This is a genomic window from Microlunatus speluncae (assembly GCF_009299835.1).
Lineage (GTDB): Bacteria > Actinomycetota > Actinomycetes > Propionibacteriales > Propionibacteriaceae > Microlunatus > Microlunatus speluncae.
Genome location: NZ_VKCZ01000001.1, coordinates 358,410 through 377,223, shown reverse-complemented (window position 1 = coordinate 377,223; position 18,814 = coordinate 358,410). Strand labels below are relative to the sequence as shown.

At 71.2% G+C, this 18,814-nt stretch carries 16 protein-coding genes; 7 read left to right on the top strand and 9 right to left on the bottom strand.

Annotated elements, in window-relative coordinates:
- Nucleotides 1–129: 129 nt before the first annotated feature.
- Together FNH24_RS01745 and FNH24_RS01740 are read left to right on the top strand one after the other, a co-directional pair.
- The gene (locus FNH24_RS01745; RefSeq protein ID WP_425486868.1) at nt 130–1,404 is read left to right on the top strand and encodes a magnesium transporter MgtE N-terminal domain-containing protein; all 1,275 of its coding nucleotides are present in this window, start codon (nt 130–132) and stop codon (nt 1,402–1,404) included.
- Nucleotides 1,397–1,975 carry a DUF1003 domain-containing protein gene (locus tag FNH24_RS01740; protein ID WP_175047854.1) on the top strand — a complete coding sequence of 193 codons (579 nt, stop codon included), beginning with the start codon at nt 1,397–1,399 and terminating at the stop codon, nt 1,973–1,975. The genes FNH24_RS01745 and FNH24_RS01740 overlap by 8 nt, the downstream gene beginning before the upstream one ends.
- Here FNH24_RS01740 and FNH24_RS01735 read toward each other — a convergent pair.
- Nucleotides 1,972–5,280: a phosphodiester glycosidase family protein gene (locus tag FNH24_RS01735; protein WP_152360391.1), complete on the bottom strand. Its 3,309-nt coding sequence runs from the start codon at nt 5,278–5,280 to the stop codon at nt 1,972–1,974. The genes FNH24_RS01740 and FNH24_RS01735 overlap by 4 nt on opposite strands.
- 195 nt (nt 5,281–5,475) lie before the next feature.
- On the opposite strand from FNH24_RS01735, the gene FNH24_RS01730 reads away from it, so the two are divergent.
- Complete coding sequence (locus tag FNH24_RS01730) at nt 5,476–5,898, top strand: hypothetical protein (protein WP_152360390.1); 423 nt, start codon at nt 5,476–5,478, stop codon at nt 5,896–5,898.
- Nucleotides 5,895–7,229, top strand: coding sequence for a DJ-1/PfpI family protein (locus tag FNH24_RS01725; RefSeq protein WP_152360389.1), 1,335 nt, complete (start codon nt 5,895–5,897; stop codon nt 7,227–7,229). The genes FNH24_RS01730 and FNH24_RS01725 overlap by 4 nt, the downstream gene beginning before the upstream one ends.
- Here the strand turns inward: FNH24_RS01725 and FNH24_RS01720 are convergent.
- Nucleotides 7,125–8,288: a GlxA family transcriptional regulator gene (locus FNH24_RS01720; protein WP_152360388.1), complete on the bottom strand. Its 1,164-nt coding sequence runs from the start codon at nt 8,286–8,288 to the stop codon at nt 7,125–7,127. The genes FNH24_RS01725 and FNH24_RS01720 overlap by 105 nt on opposite strands.
- Before the next feature lie 126 nt (nt 8,289–8,414).
- Here FNH24_RS01720 and FNH24_RS01715 point away from each other — a divergent pair, with 126 nt between their 5' ends.
- A complete protein-coding gene (locus tag FNH24_RS01715; RefSeq protein WP_152360387.1) occupies nt 8,415–9,578 on the top strand; it encodes an Mrp/NBP35 family ATP-binding protein in 1,164 nt (387 codons plus the stop codon).
- Between the two features lie 114 nt (nt 9,579–9,692).
- Nucleotides 9,693–10,580, top strand: a complete 888-nt coding sequence (locus FNH24_RS01710) for an LLM class flavin-dependent oxidoreductase (protein ID WP_152360386.1) — start codon at nt 9,693–9,695, stop codon at nt 10,578–10,580.
- Nucleotides 10,581–10,594: 14 nt separating this feature from the next.
- On the opposite strand, the gene FNH24_RS01705 is transcribed toward FNH24_RS01710, so the two are convergent.
- The 7 genes from FNH24_RS01705 to dapA all read right to left on the bottom strand — a co-directional run bounded on the left by FNH24_RS01705 (nt 10,595) and on the right by dapA (nt 17,880).
- Complete coding sequence (locus FNH24_RS01705; protein ID WP_152360385.1) at nt 10,595–11,011, bottom strand: sec-independent translocase; 417 nt, start codon at nt 11,009–11,011, stop codon at nt 10,595–10,597.
- A 22-nt stretch (nt 11,012–11,033) separates the two neighbouring features.
- Nucleotides 11,034–12,473, bottom strand: coding sequence for a S1C family serine protease (locus FNH24_RS01700; RefSeq protein WP_152360384.1), 1,440 nt, complete (start codon nt 12,471–12,473; stop codon nt 11,034–11,036).
- A 6-nt stretch (nt 12,474–12,479) separates the two neighbouring features.
- Complete coding sequence (locus FNH24_RS31875) at nt 12,480–13,988, bottom strand: zf-HC2 domain-containing protein (RefSeq protein ID WP_281350974.1); 1,509 nt, start codon at nt 13,986–13,988, stop codon at nt 12,480–12,482.
- Nucleotides 13,985–14,662, bottom strand: a complete 678-nt coding sequence (sigE, locus tag FNH24_RS01690; RefSeq protein WP_152360558.1) for an RNA polymerase sigma factor SigE — start codon at nt 14,660–14,662, stop codon at nt 13,985–13,987. Before sigE ends, FNH24_RS31875 begins: the two co-directional genes overlap by 4 nt.
- Nucleotides 14,663–14,822: 160 nt before the next feature.
- Nucleotides 14,823–15,341 carry a methylated-DNA--[protein]-cysteine S-methyltransferase gene (locus FNH24_RS01685; protein ID WP_152360382.1) on the bottom strand — a complete coding sequence of 173 codons (519 nt, stop codon included), beginning with the start codon at nt 15,339–15,341 and terminating at the stop codon, nt 14,823–14,825.
- A 22-nt stretch (nt 15,342–15,363) separates the two neighbouring features.
- Nucleotides 15,364–16,911, bottom strand: coding sequence for a DNA-3-methyladenine glycosylase 2 family protein (locus FNH24_RS01680; protein ID WP_152360381.1), 1,548 nt, complete (start codon nt 16,909–16,911; stop codon nt 15,364–15,366).
- 78 nt (nt 16,912–16,989) lie between these two features.
- Nucleotides 16,990–17,880, bottom strand: coding sequence for a 4-hydroxy-tetrahydrodipicolinate synthase (gene dapA / locus FNH24_RS01675; protein ID WP_152360380.1), 891 nt, complete (start codon nt 17,878–17,880; stop codon nt 16,990–16,992).
- Nucleotides 17,881–18,141: 261 nt separating this feature from the next.
- Here dapA and FNH24_RS01670 point away from each other — a divergent pair, with 261 nt between their 5' ends.
- The gene (locus tag FNH24_RS01670) at nt 18,142–18,798 is read left to right on the top strand and encodes an O-methyltransferase (RefSeq protein WP_152360379.1); all 657 of its coding nucleotides are present in this window, start codon (nt 18,142–18,144) and stop codon (nt 18,796–18,798) included.
- The last annotated feature ends 16 nt before the right edge of the window (nt 18,799–18,814 follow it).

The window sequence follows — 18,814 nt, the reverse complement described above, 5'->3', positions numbered from 1 at the left end:
TCCTCCTGGCATGAACTGGGGCCCAATCTACTCCGCCGCGCTGTGAGTTGGCTGTGTCCGACGCGGGGCGTGGCGAGGCGGCTGACGCTCGGCCGTGCGGGAGCACGGTCGCGGCGCTACTCTCGGCACGTGAACGCCGCGTCGAGTTCGATCTTCATCTCCCGGATTCGCGGCCTACCGGTGCTGGACGGCTCGGGGGACCAGATCGGCAAGGTCCGCGACGCCGTCGTGCAGCGACGCTCGGCCGGCCGGCCGCCGCGGGTCAAGGGCCTGGTGGTCGAGCTGTTCGCCCGGCACCGGATCTTCCTGCCGATGGCCGGGGTCCGGGGCATCGACGCCGCCCAGGTGGTGATCTCCGGTCCGGTCAATCCGCGGCGGTTCGAGCGGCGCGAGTCGGAGATGCTGGTGATCGGCGACCTGTTCGACCTGCAGATCACCCGGACCGACAGCCCGGACCCGGCGACGATCTTCGATGTGGCGATGCACCCGGTGCGCAGCCTGGACTGGGAGCTGTCCCAGGTCGCGATCCGGGAAGGCTCCCGGCCGCGCCGCTTCGGCCGGCGCGGTCACGTGACGATCGTCGACTGGTCGGCGGTCCGTGATCTTGGTGTTGATCATGAACAGGGCACCGAGCGGCTGCTGGCCCAGATGGAGGACATGAAAGCGGCCGACATCGCCCGTGAGCTGCACGACATGTTGCCCGATCGCCGGGCTGAGGTCGCCGCGGCCCTCGATGATCAAAAACTCGCCGACGCGCTGGAGGAGTTGCCCGAGGACGAGCAGGTGCAACTGATCCAGGAGCTGGAGGCGGAGCGGGCGGCGGACGTGCTGGCCGAGATGGACCCGGACGACGCGGCCGACCTGATCGCCGACCTCTCCCCCGAGGTCGCCGAGGGATTGCTGCGCCGGATGGAGCCGGACGAGGCGGAGGACGTACGCCGGCTGCTCAGCTATGCGGAGTTCACCGCCGGCGGGATGATGACCACCGAACCGGTGGTGCTGCCCGCGGATGCGACCGTCGCCGACGCGCTGGCCCACGTCCGCGACGCCGAACTGACCCCGGCCCTCGCCTGCATGGTCTACGTCTGCCGCAGCCCGCTGGAGACGCCGACCGGCCAGTTCGTCGGCAGCGTGCACATCCAGCGGCTGCTCCGGGAACCTCCGTCGACCTTGGTCTCGGCCTTGATCGACGCCGAGCTGGAGCCGTTGTCGCCGGAGGCCAATCTGCACACGGTGAGCCGCTACTTCGCCACCTACAACCTGGTCAACGCCCCGGTGGTCGACGATGATCATCATCTGATCGGTGCGGTGACCGTCGATGACGTACTCGATCATGTGCTGCCGGCCGACTGGCGGGGCACTCAATTGGATCAACTCTCCTCCCAGGCGGTGAACAGTGGCTAGCAGCGACCGACAGACCAACCGGAACCGGGCTGCTGGTGATCGCGAACGAGAACGGCTGAACACCCCCGGCCGACGTCGCGGGGTGAAACTCCCCCGTCCCAGCTGGGATCGGGACGCCTTCGGTCAGTTCGCCGAGGGCTTCGCCCGGTTCATGGGCACGGCCGGCTTCCTGATCTGGATGACCTTGATCATCATCGCCTGGGTGGTCTGGAACTCACCGTTCGGCCCGCCGCGGCCGCGGATCGACGAGTATCCGTTCATCTTCCTGACCCTGATGCTGTCGTTGCAGGCCTCGTACGCGGCGCCGTTGATCTTGTTGGCGCAGAACCGGCAGGAGGCGCGGGACCGGGTCGGCCTGGAACAGGACCGGGCCCAGGGCGCGCAGAACCGGGCCGACATGGATTTCCTGGCCCGGGAGATCGCCTCACTCCGGATGTCGGTCGGCGAGATCGCCACCCGCGACTACGTCCGGTCCGAGCTCAGGTCCGAACTCCGCGCCATCCTCGCCGAACTCGACGAGGAGCGTACTTCCGCCCCACCCGCCTCATCGACCACAGGCCTTCCCCGTTAACGGGTGAGGTCGATCGTGGCCGAGCGGATGACGCCGTTCACGGTGACCGAGATCGTCGCCGGCCCGGGACGCAGGGCCTTGATCATCCCGGTCTCCGGGTCGAGCTGCAGATTCGCCGTGGTCCGCCAGTCCGCGCTCACCGGATAGGCGATCGGCACCGGCCGGTCGCCCTGCTTCAGCGTCGCGGTCACCGTCCCGGTCGCACCGACGGCCAGGGTCGCCGGCGCGGTCAGGGTCAGGTCGTCGACGTGCGGCCGAAGCTGGGCCGAGATCCAGTCCGGTCCGCCGAGGTACGGGAACCGGCGGGCCCGGGCCTGGTCCGACCGGGACACCTCGTCGATCCCGAGCAGGCTCCAGCCGGTGAAGCCGCCTTCGGCCGGGGCGGTGGCGGGCGTCTTGCCGGAGTTGCCGTTGATCAAGTACGGCACGTTGTCGACGGTCGCGGCGTGGAAGGTGCCGACGTGGGCGCCGATGAAGGCCGCGCCCTTGCCGGTCGACCGCTGGAATTCGGCCAGCCAGCCCTCCAGCAACGCGGCTTCGTGGCGATCGCCCAGCTGGCTGTTCTTCGCCGGTGTCGGATCCCGCGGCGGATGGTGTTCGATCACCACCACCGAGCTGATCGAACGATCTTCGGCGGCCGCGTCCAGCTCGGAGCGCAACCCGGCGAGCTGTTCGAAGCCGCCGCTGCGCAGCGTGCCGCCGGACGTGTTCAGAGTGACGAAGCGCGTTCCTTCATGATCAAACGTCCGGTGCGGATCGCCGAAGTACTTGACGAAGTTGGTGATCGCCGAACCCATCACCTCGTGGTTGCCGGGCACGTAGTAGTACGGCACCGACGTCCCGATCTCCTCGTCCAGGATCTTCTTCGCCAGTTGGAAATCCGCCTCGGTCGCCTCGTCGACGAAGTCGCCGGCGATGACGAAGAAGTCCGGTTTCGCCGCCTTGATCTCGCGCAGCGTCCGGCGGGCGGCCTGGACCAGTGCCGAGTCCGGCTCCCGGGCGACGAACTGGGCATCGGACATCACCGCGAACCGCCAGTCGCGGCCGTCGACGTCGGCCTGGGTCTGGATGATCGGCGCCCGCACCGCCGGGGCGGCCGGCACCTCGACTGCCGGCGCGGCGTTGACGTAGAGGTTGTCGATCAAGACCTCGCCGCTGTACTGCGCCGAGGCTTTCGTCTCCAAGGTGTAGATCCGGCCGATCGTCACCGGCTGCGGCAGCCCGGCGGGCACGGCGAGTTCGACGTTCTTCCAGCCGGTCCAGTCCACGTAGGGCCCGTAGACGGCGGTGAACTTGCCGGTCGCGTCATAGAGCCCGAACGCCGTCCACTCCCCCTTCCCCTGCCCCTTCATCGACACCCCGAACGACCGGGCCTGGCCGGCGACGCCGAGCGGCTTCGGGGGGATCGCGTACGCGTTCCGGGTCAGCGTGCTCTGGCCGAAGTCGTACGCCAGCTTGAGGCCGGCCCCGTCCTCGCCGTCCGGCACCTGGCTCACCGTCGCGGTCGCCCGGGCGGTTCCGACGGTCCACTGGTCGGCGTCGTCGAAGGTCGCCAACTGCTGCTTCGTGACCCCGACCGAGACGCCGAGGGTCGCGCTCAGATCGCCGATCCGAGCAGTCACCAGCCCGGCCCCGGATCCCTTGATCGGCTTCACCCGGAGCCGCCCATCGGCGGTCGGCGTGATCATGAACAGCGACCGGTCATAGCTCAGCTCCAGGTCGGCCGGATCGATCGGCGCCGAGGTGCCGAACGCGTCGTAGCCGAGGATGCCGAAGGTCGCCGTCGCGTCGACGCTCGGCACGTTCACCGTCTCGGCGGTGGCGGCGAGCCGGGCCGGCCGGCCGAGCACGTCCAGCTGCAGGGTGCCCCGGGCCGAGCCGGACCGAGCGGTGATCGTCGCCGGACCCGGGTCGGTCGCCCGGTAGACGCCGTCCCGCACCGTCCCGCGGGTCGCGGACCACTGCACCGGGGAACCGACGGCCGCCGGGCCGTAGGTCTCGTCGTGCGGGGTCGCGGTCAGCGCCCGGGACAGGCCGCTGAACACCCGGTCCGGCCGGGCCTTCCCGGCCACCGGGCTGTCGCTCGCCGCGGTGCGTGGCGACGCGGCCGGCTCCAGCCAGAAGCCGGCCAGGTCGCCGCTGCCCTTCGGCGCCATGATCGCCAGCCCGTTCGGCACCGGCCGCAGCGAGCCGTCGCCCGGGGTGTTGTCGACCTGCACCTTCGCGGCGCCGGGCAACCGGCTGACCAGCGTGGTCGAGCCGCCGCCGTCCAGCTCGACGCCGACCCAGGCGCCGCGGGCCGCGAGCAGCCGCCCCAGCTCGGCCAGCGTGGCGCCCCTGCTGTGCGTCTGCCGATCACTGTCGACGCCGACGATGATGATCTTGGTGCCGTCCCGGGAGAATCCGAGGCCGGTGCGGCCGGCGTACTCCTGATCGTCGACGGGCCGCGCCTGGCCGTCCTGGACGAGCAGTTCGTGCACCCCGATCGCCGTGTGCAGCGGACGGCCGTCGGAGGGTCGCGGCCGGTAGGAGACCGCGACCTCGTCCCCCGGCTTCAGGGCCCGCAAGGCGTCGGCTCCGGCCTCCCGGCCGAGCAGGATCGTCGTGTCGGCAGGGATCGCGCCGGTTCCGGCCTGATCAGCGACCGCGCTGACCACGCCATCGGTGATCATCACCTCGACCACCGTGGTGGCGCCCTGCACGGCGCGGCCGCGCGGCGAGGCGCCCCAGAGTGACGTGTACGCGGCGACCTCGCCCGGCTTCAGCACCGGTCCGTTCAGCCGGTCCAGCGCGACCGGGCCGGACGGCAGCGTCGCCGTACCCTCGAACAGCACCTCGAGCACCCGGCCGACGCCGTCGGCGTCGAAACCGACCGCACGGTAGGGATCCTCCGACTGCGACTTGATCAACTCGCCGTCCTTGATCGCCGGGCCGAGCGGGGCACCCGAGTTGTTGATGTCGAAGAAGTCGCCGTTGACCGCGGCGACCGCCCCGGCCGCGTCGGCCTGCTCGGTGATCGGCCGCAGCGTCGTCAGGTCCTTGTTGCCCAGGTAGTCGATCCGGGCGCCCTGGGTGGTGTCGATGGTCAGCGCGTTGCCCTGCTGCCAGCCGCGAGCGTCCAGCGTCTCGAGTTGCTCGGCCGTGACGCCGGGGGCGACCGGCCGGCTCCGTTGATAGGTCTCGATCGCGCCCGCGGGCGTCCCGGCGGCGGGTTCGGCCGCGGCCGGCGCGAGGCCGACGACCAGCAGCGGAGCGAGCACGGACAGAGCGATCAGCAGGACCCGCCCCCGGATGCGCTGCGTCATCGGCCACCTCCACTGAGGGAAATTATTGACACGCACAGTCTGAAGGCTGGCGGCTTTGTGCACCAGCCCTCCCGGGTTAACGATCGCCGAACCGGGCACCCGAGAATCATGGCCGTTCAGACAAGCTTCCCAGGATTTCGGACCGGTGCTCCGCGGCGTTCGCGGTCCGGCCCCGGAGTGATCACCCTGGGGCCCATGGGTTCTGGATCGGTCGATCGACCGTGGCTTCGGTTCGCGCTGCGCTCTGTCGAATTCGCCGCGGTGCTGCTGGTCGGCATGGTGCTGTTGGCCATGCTGGTGAGCGCCGTTCGCGGGGCGCTGGGGCTGACCTATCCGGCCGAGGCCCGCGGCGCGATGGCCAGCGTCGAGATGGGCGTGATCATGGCGTTGATCATGATCGGCTGGCTGCGCTTCCGCCGGTTCGGCTGGCCGACGACCCTCGCGATGGCGGCGACCATGCTGCTCCCGGCGCTGGTCGCGGCCGCGCTCACCGGCATTGGGGTGATCGCGCTCGGAACGGCGATGATCTTCGAGCACATCGCCATGTTCGTGCTGATGCTGGCGGTCATGCTGCGTCGCCGCGACGAGTTCACGATCCGCCGGCCGGTGCTCCGGTGAAAACCCTGCGGGTGATCGGGGCCGGGCTCGGCCTGCTCGCCTCCTTCCTGGTGCTCCCGGCGGCCATGCTCGGCGTCGGCGCGATCAGCTTCGAGCGCTATCGGTACGCGCCGCCGGACCGGCCGGCCGCCGTCACGGCCACCCCGCCCGCTCATCAATCCGGCCGGCCGACGGCGGTCGTCGTGGTCGGCAACGGTGGCGCCAACGCGGCCGACGTGCTGGCCCCGTACGAGGTGCTGGCGGCGACCGGGGCGTTCAACCTGTATGTGGTCGCGCCGCAGCGGCGCCCGGTGACCCTGCTCGGCGGGCTGGACCTGGTCCCCGATCTGAGCTTCGCCGAACTCGCCGACCGGCTCGGCGGCGTGGCCCCAGACGTCACCGTGGTGCCGGAGATGCCGAACGACGAGCAGCACGACGCGCCCGTCGTCGCCTGGCTGCGGGAGACCGCGGCCGAGGGCCTCGTCCTCGGCGTCTGTTCCGGCGCCCGACTGGTCGCCGACGCCGGGCTGCTGGACGGCCGACCGGCGACCTCGCACTGGTATCGACTGAACGAGATCGCCCCCGACCATCCCGACGTCGACTGGCGCCGCGGCGTCCGCTACGTCGACACCGGCGACGTGATCACCACCGGCGGGCTCCTGTCCTCGATCGACGGCGCACTCCGGGTGGTGGAACGGCTGGTGTCCGAGCCGGCCGCCGCGGCCGCCGCCGAGGCGGTGCACTGGCGCGGCTACAGCCCGAACGCCCCGGCCGAGATCCCGGTCTCGGAGATCACCTGGTCCGAACGCCTGCTGCACCTGCTCAACCTCGGCTACCGGTCGCCGACGACCACCATCGGGGTGCTGCTCACCGACGGTGTGGGCGAGTTGGAACTGGCCGCGGCGTTCGACCCGTACGCCGAGATCCGGTCCGCCCGGACGCTGGCGATCGGCCCGGCCACCGTGCGCAGCCGGCACGGCCTGACCTTCCTGCCCCGGGCCGGACTGGACGCGATCGGCTCCACCGGCCGGCTGCTGGTCCCGGGCACGGACGCCGCGGCCCGGCATCCGGACGGCGTCGACGCGGCGGCCGAGGCCGCCGGGGTGCCGGTCGCCTACCTCCACGCGGAGCCCGGCTTCGCGTTCGAGCCCGCGCTGCGGGTGCTCGCCGCGACGACCGACGTACCGACGGCGCGCTGGGCGGCCAAGATCCTCGAGTACGCGCCTGCCGACCTCGAGCTGGCCGGATCAGCGTTTCCGTGGTCCGGCCTGCAATTCCCGATCGGGCTCGGCGTCGGCGGCCTCGTGGTCGCGGTCGGGGTGACTGCCCTGGTCCGGCGGCGGAACGGTTGAGCCGATCGTCCGGCGGAAGGCCCGCGGGCTGAGCTCGTACTTGGCGACGAAGGCCTGCCGCAGCGTCTCCACCGAGCTGAACCCGCAACGCCGCGCGATCACGGCCAGCGACAGTTCGGTGGTGGCCAGCAGCCGGGCCGCGATCTCCAGCCGGATCCGCCGGACGACGGCGGCCGGGGTCTCGCCCTGACGGTCCCGGAACAACCGGGTCAGGTGCCGCGGGCTGACGTTGACCCGGGCGGCCAGGGTTGCGACGCTGAGGTCGCCGCCCGGCTCGGCCACGATGTGGTCGACGACCGTCCGCAGCACCGTGTCGTCGGGTCGCCGGGTCGCGGTGAAGATGCTCATCTGCGCCTGGTTGCCGGGCCGGTGCAGATAGGTCACCATGCCGATCGCCACCCACCGGGCCAGCTCCGGACCATGATCATCTTCGATCAGCGCCAGGGTCAGGTCGAGCGACGCGGTCACCCCGCCCGAGGTGGCGATCCGGCCGTCCTGGATGTAGACCGGATCGGCGTCGACCCGGACCGCCGGATAGCGGGCGGCCAGGTCGTCGGCGTAATACCAGTGGGTGGCGACCCGACGATGGTCCAGCAGCCCGGCCTCGGCCAGCACGAACGCCCCGGTGCACACCGACACCACCCGCCGGGCGACCGAGGCCAGCCGGCGGACCTCCCGGACCAGCCGGCGGTCCCGGATCGCGTCGAGGTGGCCCCAGCCGCCGGACACGATCACCGTGTCGGGCGGTTCCTCGACCTCGGTCAGCGCCGCGTCGACGCGCAGCACCAGACCACCGGCGCTGACGATGTCGGTACCGTCGACCGTCGCCACCCGGACCTGGTAGCCGGGGTCGGCGCCCAGCCGGGTGGCCAGGTGCAGGGCCGAGGTGACGCTGCCGATGTCGACCAGTTCGGCGCCGTCATAGACGACCAGCACGACCTGCCGACGCGAGGCGGTCGAGACCGGCCGGGTGCCGCGCGGCGCCACCTCCGACCAGGCTTCGGTGTCACCGGCAGCAACGCGAGCGGTCCGGCGGGCCGGGTCGCCACTCGGTGTCATGGACCCACCTTGCCATCGACGGCCGTGCCGGACGCCGGTGACTCACGTCACCTCCAGGACGACCAGGGGTTTCACGCCGACTCGGTGGGTGATCGGCGGCCGCCGGGCCGGTCTACGCTGGACGACATGTCCGACCGTACGACCACCGCCCATCCCCTCGAACCGAAGATCCGGCAGGCGCTGGCGAGCGTCAACGATCCCGAGATCCGCCGGCCGATCACCGAGCTCGGCATGGTCGCCTCGATCGAGGTCGGAGCCGATGGCGCGGTCACCGTCGAGGTGCTGCTGACCGTGGCCGGCTGCCCGCTCAAGGACACCCTGCGCCGCGACGTCACCGCCGCCGCGACCGCCGTCGCCGGGGTCAGCTCGGTCGAGGTCGTGCTCGGCGTGATGTCGGACGAGCAGCGAGCCGGGTTGCGGGAACTGCTGAAGGGCGGCCAGACCGACCGGGAGATCCCGTTCGCCCGCGCCGACTCGCTGACCCAGGTGATCGCGGTCGCGTCCGGCAAGGGCGGCGTCGGCAAGTCGTCGGTCACGGTCAACCTGGCGCTGGCGCTGGCGGCGAAGGGGCGCACCGTCGGGGTGCTGGACGCCGACATCTACGGCCACTCGATCCCGGCCATGCTCGGCGTCGCCGACGCCCGGCCGACATCGGTCGAGGACATGATCATGCCGGTGCCGGCGCTGGGCCTGAAGGTGATCTCGATCGGGATGCTGAAGCCGAAGCGTGATCAGGTGGTCGCCTGGCGCGGGCCGATCCTGGACCGGGCGCTGACCCAGATGCTGGCCGACGTCTACTGGGGTGATCTCGACTACCTGCTGATCGACCTGCCCCCCGGCACCGGCGATGTCGCGATCTCTCTCGGCCAGAAGCTGCCGAACGCCGAGGTGCTGGTGATCACCACGCCGCAGCAGGCCGCGGCCGAAGTGGCGGAGCGGGCCGGCACGATGGCTTCGATGATGAACCAGCGGGTGATCGGCGTGGTGGAGAACATGTCGTACTACCTGGTGCCTGGCGGCACCCCGGAGAAGCACTACATCTTCGGCGAAGGCGGCGGCCAGGAGGTGTCGGAGACGCTCACCCAGCGGCTCGGCTATCCGGTGTCGCTGCTGACCCAGGTGCCGCTGGATCCGAAACTCCGGGCCGGTGGTGACGACGGTTCACCGATCGTCATCTCCGAGCCGGGCCAGCCGGCGGCGCAGGCGCTGACCGGTCTCGCCGATCACCTGGCCGGCCGCGGCCGCGGACTGCTCGGCAAGCAACTGGGATTGGCCCCCGCCGGTCGTTGATCATGATCGCCGTGATCATGGAATTTCGCTGATCGCGGAACGCCGGCCGATCTCGGAATAGGCCGGAGCGCTCGCTGTTGTCGATCTTGAACGACGACAACGAGGAGAACGTAGATGAAGCTGGGACTCGCGCTTCCCACCGCCGGCGAACTGGCCGGCGCGGAAGCCATCGCGAAGGCGGCCGAGGGGGCCGAACAGCTCGGCCTGGACTCGGTCTGGACGTTCGAGCGGCTGCTCGCTCCGACCGGGCCGGTCAGCATGGGCGGCCAGGAGATCGCGCTGCCGGAGGCGTACGGGAACGTCTATTCGCCGCTGGAGGTGCTGGCCTACGTGGCGGCCCGGACCAACCGGGTCCGGCTCGGCACCAGCGTCGTGGTCGGCCCGCTGCACAATCCGGCCGACCTCGCCCGCCGGTTCGCCACGCTGGACCAGTTGAGCAACGGCCGGGTCGTGGTCGGGCTCGGACAGGGCTGGATGCAGCAGGAGTACGACGCCGCCGGGGTGCCCCGGAGCCGGTTGGGTGCAGGCTTCGGCGAGCTGATCGAGGCGATGCGGGCCGCCTGGCGCCCGGACCCGGTCTCGTTCGAGGGCCGGCACTACCGCTACGCCGAGTCCCGGATCAGCCCCAAGCCGGTGCGCCCGGACGGCCCGCCCATCCTGGTCGCGGCGGGCGCCCCGGCCTCGATCCGGCGGACCGCGGCGGCCGGCCTCGGCCTCAACCCCGGCTGGCACGGCTGGGACGCCCTGACCGCGGGCATCGACGGGTTCCACCAGGCCGCGCGCGACGCCGGCCGGGATCCGGCCACCCTGCCGATCGTGCTGCGGGTCAACGGCCGGATCACCGAGCAGGCCCAGGGGACGGAGCCGACCGTGATCGGTTCGCCGGATCAGATCGCCGAGGCCCTGGCGAAGTTGGAGGGGCTCGGAGTCACCGAGGTCTTCTGGTCGATGGATCTCCCGATCGACGAGCAACTGGAACTGATCGGCCGCCTCATCCCGTAAGGGGTGAAGGAGATCTAGGTGGCGTCGGGGTCGAACGGGGTGAGGACGCGGCCGGCGAAGGCGGGCTCGGCGCCGTTGACGCCGTTGCCGTTCTTCGCGTTGTTCACCGCGTCGGTGATGTCCTTCGAGATCCCCTTGCCGGCCTCGGTGCCGGCCGCGAAATCGGACTTCACGTCGGCGACGATCGGCTCGACGTCGTCCAGCAGGTGCTTCTTGATGAACGCCTTGGGATTGAGGTCCCGGAAGTCGACGTCTTCGAAGCCGGGGCCCAGCTCCTTCTTCAGCTGGTTCTGGGCGTTTCCGGCCATCGTCCGGACGTACCGCACCAGATGGGCGGCCTTGCGGGCGAACTGAGGCAGCCGCTCCGGGCCGAAGATGATCACTGCGACGACGACCAGCGCCAGCAGCTCCGTGGGCCCGATGTCGAACATGATCTGATCCTACCGGGGTGCGCTATCCCTCGCGGGCGCCGAGTGTGACCTTGGCCTCCGACTTCTGCCCGGCGCGCTCGTACTCGAGCACCACCTGGTCGGCCGGCCGGTGGGTCCGGATGGCGACGATCAGCTGCTCGACCGCCCGGACCGGCTTGCCGTCGATGCTGGTCACCACGTCGCCGTCGGCCAGCCCCGCCTTGTCCGCCGGGCCACCGCCCTCGACCGAGGACAGCTCGACTCCGGTGCCGTCGGGGGTGTCGGTGACGTTGGCCCCGATCACCGGATAGGTCGCCTTGCCGTCCTTGATCAACATCGCGGCGATGTCCATCGCCTGGTTGATCGGGATCGCGAAGCCGAGCCCGATGCTGCCGGACTGGCCCCGGCCGGAGCTGATCGTGAGGATGGCCGAGTTGACCCCGACCACCCGGGCCTCACCGTCGACCAACGGGCCGCCGGAGTTGCCCGGATTGATCGGCGCATCGGTCTGCAGGGCGTTGATGTACGCCGACGAGGCCGACGGGTCCTGATCGTCGCCGCCGACCACGACCGGCCGGTCCTTGGAGCTGACGATCCCCTGGGTCACGGTGTTGGCCAGGCCGAGTGGCGAGCCGATCGCGATCACCGTCTCACCGACCTGGATGGCGTCGGAGTCGCCGACCGCCATCGGCTTCAGCTCCTCCGACTTCGGCACCTGGATCACCGCGAGGTCGTAGGTCGGGCTGCGGCCGAGGATCTTCGCCGTGGCCCGGTTGCCGTCGTTGAAGATCACGGTGATCCGGCCGCCGTCCGCGGCGTTCTCGACCACATGGTTGTTGGTCACGATGCGGCCCTCGGCATCGAGCACGAAGCCGGAGCCGGAGGTGCCGTTGTCGCCGCTACCGGATCTGATCATGACCGTGCTGGGCAGCGCGCGCTTGGCCACCTCGACCGTGTTGGCGGTCGGCGGTGCCGGTGGCAGCGGTGCCTGACTGGTCGGGTTCGCCGGCTGGGACGAGGCCGGGTCCGGTCCGGCCGGCCGCGGCGCCGCCATCAGGCCGCCACCGTAACCGGCGATGCCGCCGATCACCGCGGCCAGGATCACCGCCAGCAGCAGGATGCCGACCGTCGGGCCACGGCGCTCCCGGCGCTGCGGCTTCGGCGGCGGGTAGGGCAGCCCGGGCTGCAGCGGCGGCACGTTGCCCGGCGCCGGGAACAGCTGCGTCGGCGGCGGGGTCGGCTGGTGCATCGGCTGCTGGTGCAGCGGCTGCTGATAGGCCGGGCCGACGGTCGGAATCGGCTGGGTGTCGTCGGCGCCGCGCCGCGGGGTCGACGGCGGCGGTCCGGCCGGAACGCCGGTCTCGCCCGGCACGCCGGCCGAGGTGGGCGACGACTCCGGGCCACCGGACGGCGCGCCGAACGGGCCGTAGTAGTGGTAGTCGTCATTGCGACTGCCCCCGGCGGGGCGGTCGTCAGCTGCCATGTCCGTCTATCCGACCAGGTCGTGGATGATGCGGGTCAGGCCCGCCTGCACGCGGCCCATCGTAGTTGGCTCCGGCGTCGTTTCATGGGGCAGTTGACCGACGACCTCGGTCAGCGCGTCGCGATCACCGTCGGTGATCACGGTGAAGACCTTGTCGCCGGACTGCCAGGTGGCGACCATGGCCGACCCGGCCCGCAGATAGGCCCGGGCTTCCTCGTCCCAGGTGGCTCCGGACGGCGCTCCGGCCAGCCGACCCCGGGTCTCGAAGACCGCGACGGTGGTCAGGCCGTCGCTGTACGTCATGTGCAAGGACTCCGGCTGCTCGACCGCGTCGCTGCGCAGCCGGACCAGTGACAGTCCGGCGAGTTGATCATGGCAGGACCAGCCACGGTCGGACATCATCGGTGCGCTCGACAGGGTGAGCGCGGTCGCGTCGTCCGGGCCGGTCAGCGGGGGCGCCGAGTCGTCCGGGGCCAGGGCGTTGCTCACGTCGACCTGGGTGAATCCGGCCGACAGCCGCGCCGACCCGTCGTCGGCGAAGCGCTGCTGCCACAGCACCAGCCCGGTGTGCTCGTCGATCCACCAGCGGGCGGCGAGCCGGCCGGTGGCGTAACTGATCGCGTCGACCATCACGGCCGAGCGGCCGACGACCTTGGCCTGGCCGGCGCCGGTCAACCGGTAGCCGCTGGCCAGCAGCCGGAACAGGTCGCTGTCGCCGATCGGCGTCCGGGCCGGCGCGGTCAGGAAGCCCTCGGTCAGCTGCCGGCCGTTGGGACCACGCACCTTGACGTGGCCGCCGCGGCCGGGTTCGTACGCGATCGCCATCGATCCGGCGGTCCGATCGGCGCCGGCCCCGGAGACCATCCGTTGGTAGCCCGAATAGCCGACCGTGGTCGAGGCGTCGATCGCCCGGCGCAACCAGTTCGACGCGGCGATCAAGGACAGCTCCGGCCCGGTGCCCGGCGCCGGGGCGTCGAGCTCGGCGTCCGGCGCGGACAGGGCGGTCTGGTCGACCAGCGCGGCGGCGCTGACCAGGCTGCTGGCCAGCGGCAGTTGGGCCAGGGTCGAGCCGAACTCGGTCCGGGCGCCCGGTGCCGGGTCCGCGACCAACGGCGGCTGATGGGTCGGCGCGGACGCGTACCCGATGCCGGAAACGGTGGCCGTCAGGACGGCGACGATCACCAGCACTGCGGCGGTCCGACGCAGCGCGGCGTGGCGTTCCCGCGGCAGATCGGCCCATTCCCGGCGTTCGAACGGGCGGGAGTCCAGCGGTCGCCCGGCCCGCGGTCCGGCGATGGAGACCAGCCGGTCGGACAGGGTGCCGGGGGCGGCCGGACCGGCGGGCACGCGCTGGGTCAGCAACTGGCGCAGCCGGAAGAGTTCCTCGATCTCGTCCCGGCAGCCCGGGCAGCGGGCCAGGTGCTTGACCACCCGGTCCTCATCGGCGCGTTGCAGCGCTCCGTCCACGTAAGCGGATCGGAGCTCGGCCAAATCGTGACAAGTGGTCCTCTTCACGCCGTCCTCGCGCCGAGCAGGCCGCGTAGTCCGCGTCGTCGCGGCTCGACCGGCTCGGAAGATGTCTCATCTCCCTCAACGGGCACGCCCAGATAACGTTCCCGATCGGCCGTCGGCCGACGGTGGGCCAGCGAATCCCGGAGCTGGGCCCGGCCGCGGTGGATCCGGCTGCGGACGGTGCCGATCTTCACGTCCAGGACGCTGGCGATCTCCTCATAGCTCATGCCTTCGATGTCGCAGAGCACGACCGCGGCCCGGAACTCGGGCGGCAGCGCGGCCAGCGCCGAGGCGACGTCGTGCTCCATGCCGGCGTCGGAGAGCTGCTCCGACGGGGTGGGCAGGCTGCTCTGCAGCCGCTCGGCGGTGCCGTCGGGCATGCCGTCGAAGCGGATCTTCTGCTTCCGGCGGGCCGAGTCGAGGAACAGGTTGGTGGTGATCCGGTGCAACCAGCCCTCGAAGGTGCCGGGCTGGAACCGGTGCAGCGAGCGGAACACCCGGACGAACACGTCCTGGGTCAGGTCCTCGGCGTCGTGCGGGTTGCCGGTCAGCCGGTACGCCAGCCGATAGACCCGGGCGCTGTGGTCGCGGACGACCTCTTCCCAGCTCGGCGGTCGCCACTCGGGCTCGGCCGGCGGCTGCCAGGCGTTGGGGTCGGGTGCCGGCCAGTTCTGCATGCCGCCCTCCCCCTCTGTCGTCTCGTGCCTCGGCTGGCTGACCGTGCTGCTCATGGTCGTCATTGTTCCGACCCAACCTGGCAATCTGCTAAGCGTTCGCTGTCAATGTCAGCCGCTGTCGTGTGATCGTGCCCATAAAATCCCGCGACGCAGCGCTCCATCAGAGTAGACGATCCTGTGCGGTCACGGCATGTTCGGCCTCCAGGCCGAGCAGCTGTCGTTTCCGGTCCAGGCCGCCGCCGTAGCCGACCAGGGTGCCGTTCGCGCCGATCACCCGATGGCACGGGATCACCACCGGGATCGGGTTGGCCCCGTTGGCCAGGCCGACCGCTCGGCTGGCCGTGGTGGTCCGGCCGGTCCGCAGCGCCAGCTCGCCGTAACTGATCGTCTCGCCGTATCCGATCTCGCCCAGCGCCGTCCAGACCTCCCGCTGGAACGCCGAACCGGCGGGCTCCAGCGGCAGGTCGAACACCTGCAACCGGCCGGCGAAGTAATCCCGCAGCTGGGCGACGGCGGCGGCCAGCACCGGATCCGTCGGCACGGCCCCGGGCGCCAGCCGATCCTCCGGCTCGAACTCGCCGTCGAACCGGATCAGGGTCAGCGCCCGACCGTTGGACTCCAGCAGCAGCGGGCCGATCGGTGAGTCGATGACGGTCCTGCCGCCTGGTCGGTCGGTCATGACGGGCTCCCGGTGCTGGTGATCATGCTGCTTCGGCCGCGTGCCACAGGTGCATCACGGCATACGAACGCCACGGCCGGCAGCGCTCGATCTGGTCTGCGGTGGCCGGTCCGGCGGCCAGAGCGGTGAGGGCGTGCCGGACGCCGAGGTCGGTGCCGAGCCAGACGTCCGGATCGCCGAGGGCCCGCATCGCGATGTAGTCGGCGGTCCACGGACCGATGCCGGGCAGCGCCAGCAGGCTCCGCCGGACCTCGGCACGGTCGGCGCTCCGGTCGAGCGACAGCCCGCCGTCGGCGACCGCTCCGGCCAGCACGACCAGGGCCCGGCCCCGGCTGCGCGGCATCGGCAGGTCCGCTGGATCCGCGACGGCGAGCTCGATCGGGCCGGGGAAGACAAGATCCGGCACCCCTTCGTTCCCTGAGCCTGTCGAAGGGCAAGGCGGATCTGGCCTGCCCTTCGACAGGCTCAGGGAACGTGAATCTTGGAGTCGGCTGCCGTACTGCTCCGCGATCCGGCCGAGCACCGTCCGCGCCCCGGCCACCGAGACCTGCTGACCGACGATGGCGCGGACGGCGACCTCGAACCCGTCAACATGCCCCGGCGCCCGCAGCCCGGGCCGGCGCCGGACCAGCGGCCCGAGCAGCGCCGAGCCGGCCAGGGTCTCGTCGATCGCGACCGGATCGGCGTCCAGGTCGAGCAGCCGCCGGCAGCGCTCGACCGCGCTGGCCAGGTCGCGCAGGTCGGTCAGCGCCAGCTCGGCCCGGACGTGTCCCTCGCCGGGTCTGAGCCGGACCACGGCCGGCCCGCCGGGCAGCGCCAATGTCCTCCGATAGCCGGTCTCGTCGACCGTCTCGACGCCGGCGATCGCGCGGTCGGCCAGGAAGGTGATCAGCCGGGCGCCGTCGAACGGCCGCCGCACCGCCAGGTCGAGGTCCACCCGCAGCGAGGCCTGCGGCGCCTTGACCCGCCCGTTCTGGTCCGCCCGGGGCTTGGCATGTCGGTCCGCGCCCGCGCGCAACCCGCGCGGCGTGCTCGCGTACACGACGCGGATGGTGTCGTTGAACTGCCGCACGCTGGAGAAGCCGGCGGCGAAGGCGACGTCGGCGAACGACATCGCCGTCTGCTCGATCAGGATCCGGGCGGTGTGCGCCCGCTGGCTGCGGGCCAGCGCCAGCGGGCCGGCTCCGAGCCGGTCGAGCATCAGCCGGTTCAACTGCCGGGTGCTGTAGCCGGTGCGCGCGGCCAGGCCGGCGACCCCCTCGCGTTCGACCACGCCGTCGGCGATCAGCCGCATCGCCCGGCCGACCGCATCGGCCCGGAAGTCCCACTCCGGCGAGCCCGGCGTCGCGTCCGGACGACAGCGACGGCAGGCCCGGTAGCCGGCCCGCTGGGCGGCGGCCGCCGACGGATAGAAGGTCAGGTTGCCGGGCTTCGGCATCGTCGCCGGGCAGGACGGCCGGCAGTAGATCCGGGTCGTCCGGACCGCGATGTAGATGATCCCGTCGAACCTGGCGTCCCGGCTGTCGGCAGCGCGGAAGCAGGTGTCGGGATCGAGGTCGGCGACGGGCACGGAGACAGTCAACTCCCGGCCACTGACAGTTTCTGGCGGAATTCGGACGGCACGGTCAGCCCGTCCGGAAGGTGGGCCTCAGTCGAGCAGGCCGGCGGCTCGCAGCAAGCCGGCGAAGGTCTCCCGTTGATCATCCGTGGCTGGGACCTGCGGCAGCCGCAGGCCGCCGACGCCGCGGCCCTGCAGCTCCAGCCCTGCCTTGACCATGCTGACGCCCTGGGCCGCGAACACGCCGGTTAACACGGGCAGCAACTCCTGGTGCAGCCGCAGCGCCTCTGCGGTGTCGGCCTTGGCGAACGCCTGGATCAGTCGCTTCATCCCGCGGCCGGTGAAGTGAGTCGACGTGCCGACGACACCGACTCCGCCGATGGCGAGCATCGGCAGTGTCACCGCGTCGTCGCCCGAGTAGTACGCCAGGTCGGTCCGGCTGATCACGATCGAGGTCGCCTCGAAGTCCTTCTTGGCGTCCTTGACCGCGACGATCCGCGGATGCTCGGCCAGCCGGAGCATCGACTCGGTCGCGATCGGGGTGCCGGTCCGGTGCGGGATGTCGTACACCATGATCGGCAGCGCGGTCTCGTCGGCGACGGTGCGGAAGTGCTGGACCAGGCCTTCCTGCGGCGGCTTGGAATAATACGGAGTGACGACCAGCAGTCCGTTCGCCCCGGCGGCCTCGGCCTCGTGCGCGGTCTCGATCGTGTGCCGGGTGTCGAACGAGCCGACCCCGGCGATCACCTTGGCCCGGTCACCGACCGCCTCGATCACGGCGCGCAGCAGCGTCACCTTCTCACCGGCCGTAGTGGTCGGCGACTCTCCCGTGGTGCCGCTGATCACCAGGGCGTCGTTGTCCTGTTCGTCGACCAGATAGCGGGCCAGCTCGGCCGCGCCGTCCGGGTCGAGTGACCCGTCCTCGGCGAACGGCGTCACCATGGCGGTGATCAGATTCCCAAACGGTGGCACGACGGACATGGCCGTCATTCTAGTGTCGCCGGCCGTCGCCGAGCCTGCCGATCAGGGCGGCGTCATCCCTGGTTGGCGGCGTGATCCGGACTTGGCAGGAACATCGGCGCCGGGCTGGGGGTACACCTCGGATTTCTCCACCGCAGCACGACAACAACGACATGTTCCACATCGGCCGAGACGTCACTCGTGCACCGACACTCCGCAAATCCCCGTGCATAAGTGACGTCTCGGCGGATGGACGGGACGCGCGCGGATAGGGTGAGCGGCATGAATGGCCAGTCGCAGCAGGAAAGGTCCGCGCCGAAGCCGGCTTCGTGGTTGTTCGCGGAGGACTTCACTGCCGAGTCCGGGGCCTCCGCCGCGGCGCGGCAGGAGGCCATGGATCTGGGAGTGCAGCCGGTCAGCCCCGGCACCGCGAGCGCGTTGACCATGCTCGCCCGGCTGGTCCGCGCCTCCCATGTGGTGGAGATCGGCACCGGGTCCGGGGTGTCCGGGCTGGCGCTGTATGCCGGCATGGTGCCGGACGGGATCCTGACCAGCGTCGACATCGAGCCGGAGCACCAGCGGATCGCGCGCGAGGCGTTCACCGAGGTCGGGATCGAAAGCCGTCGGATCCGGTTGATCGCCGGCGCGGCGCTGGGTGTGCTGCCGCGGCTCAGCGACGGTGCGTACGACCTCGTCTTCGTCGACGGCGACAAGCTCGAATATCCCGAATACATCGAGCAGGCGTTGCGGCTGCTGCGGCCCGGCGGCGTGCTGGCGGTGGACAACACGCTCTGGCACGACCGGGTGGCCGACCCGGCCAACTCCGATGACGAGACGATCGCTGTCCGGGAGACCCTGCACCGGGTCCGCGAGGACGACGACCTGGTCAGCACTCTGCTGCCCTGCGGCGACGGCCTGCTGGTCGCGATCAAGCCCTGAGGTCCAAGATCACGGC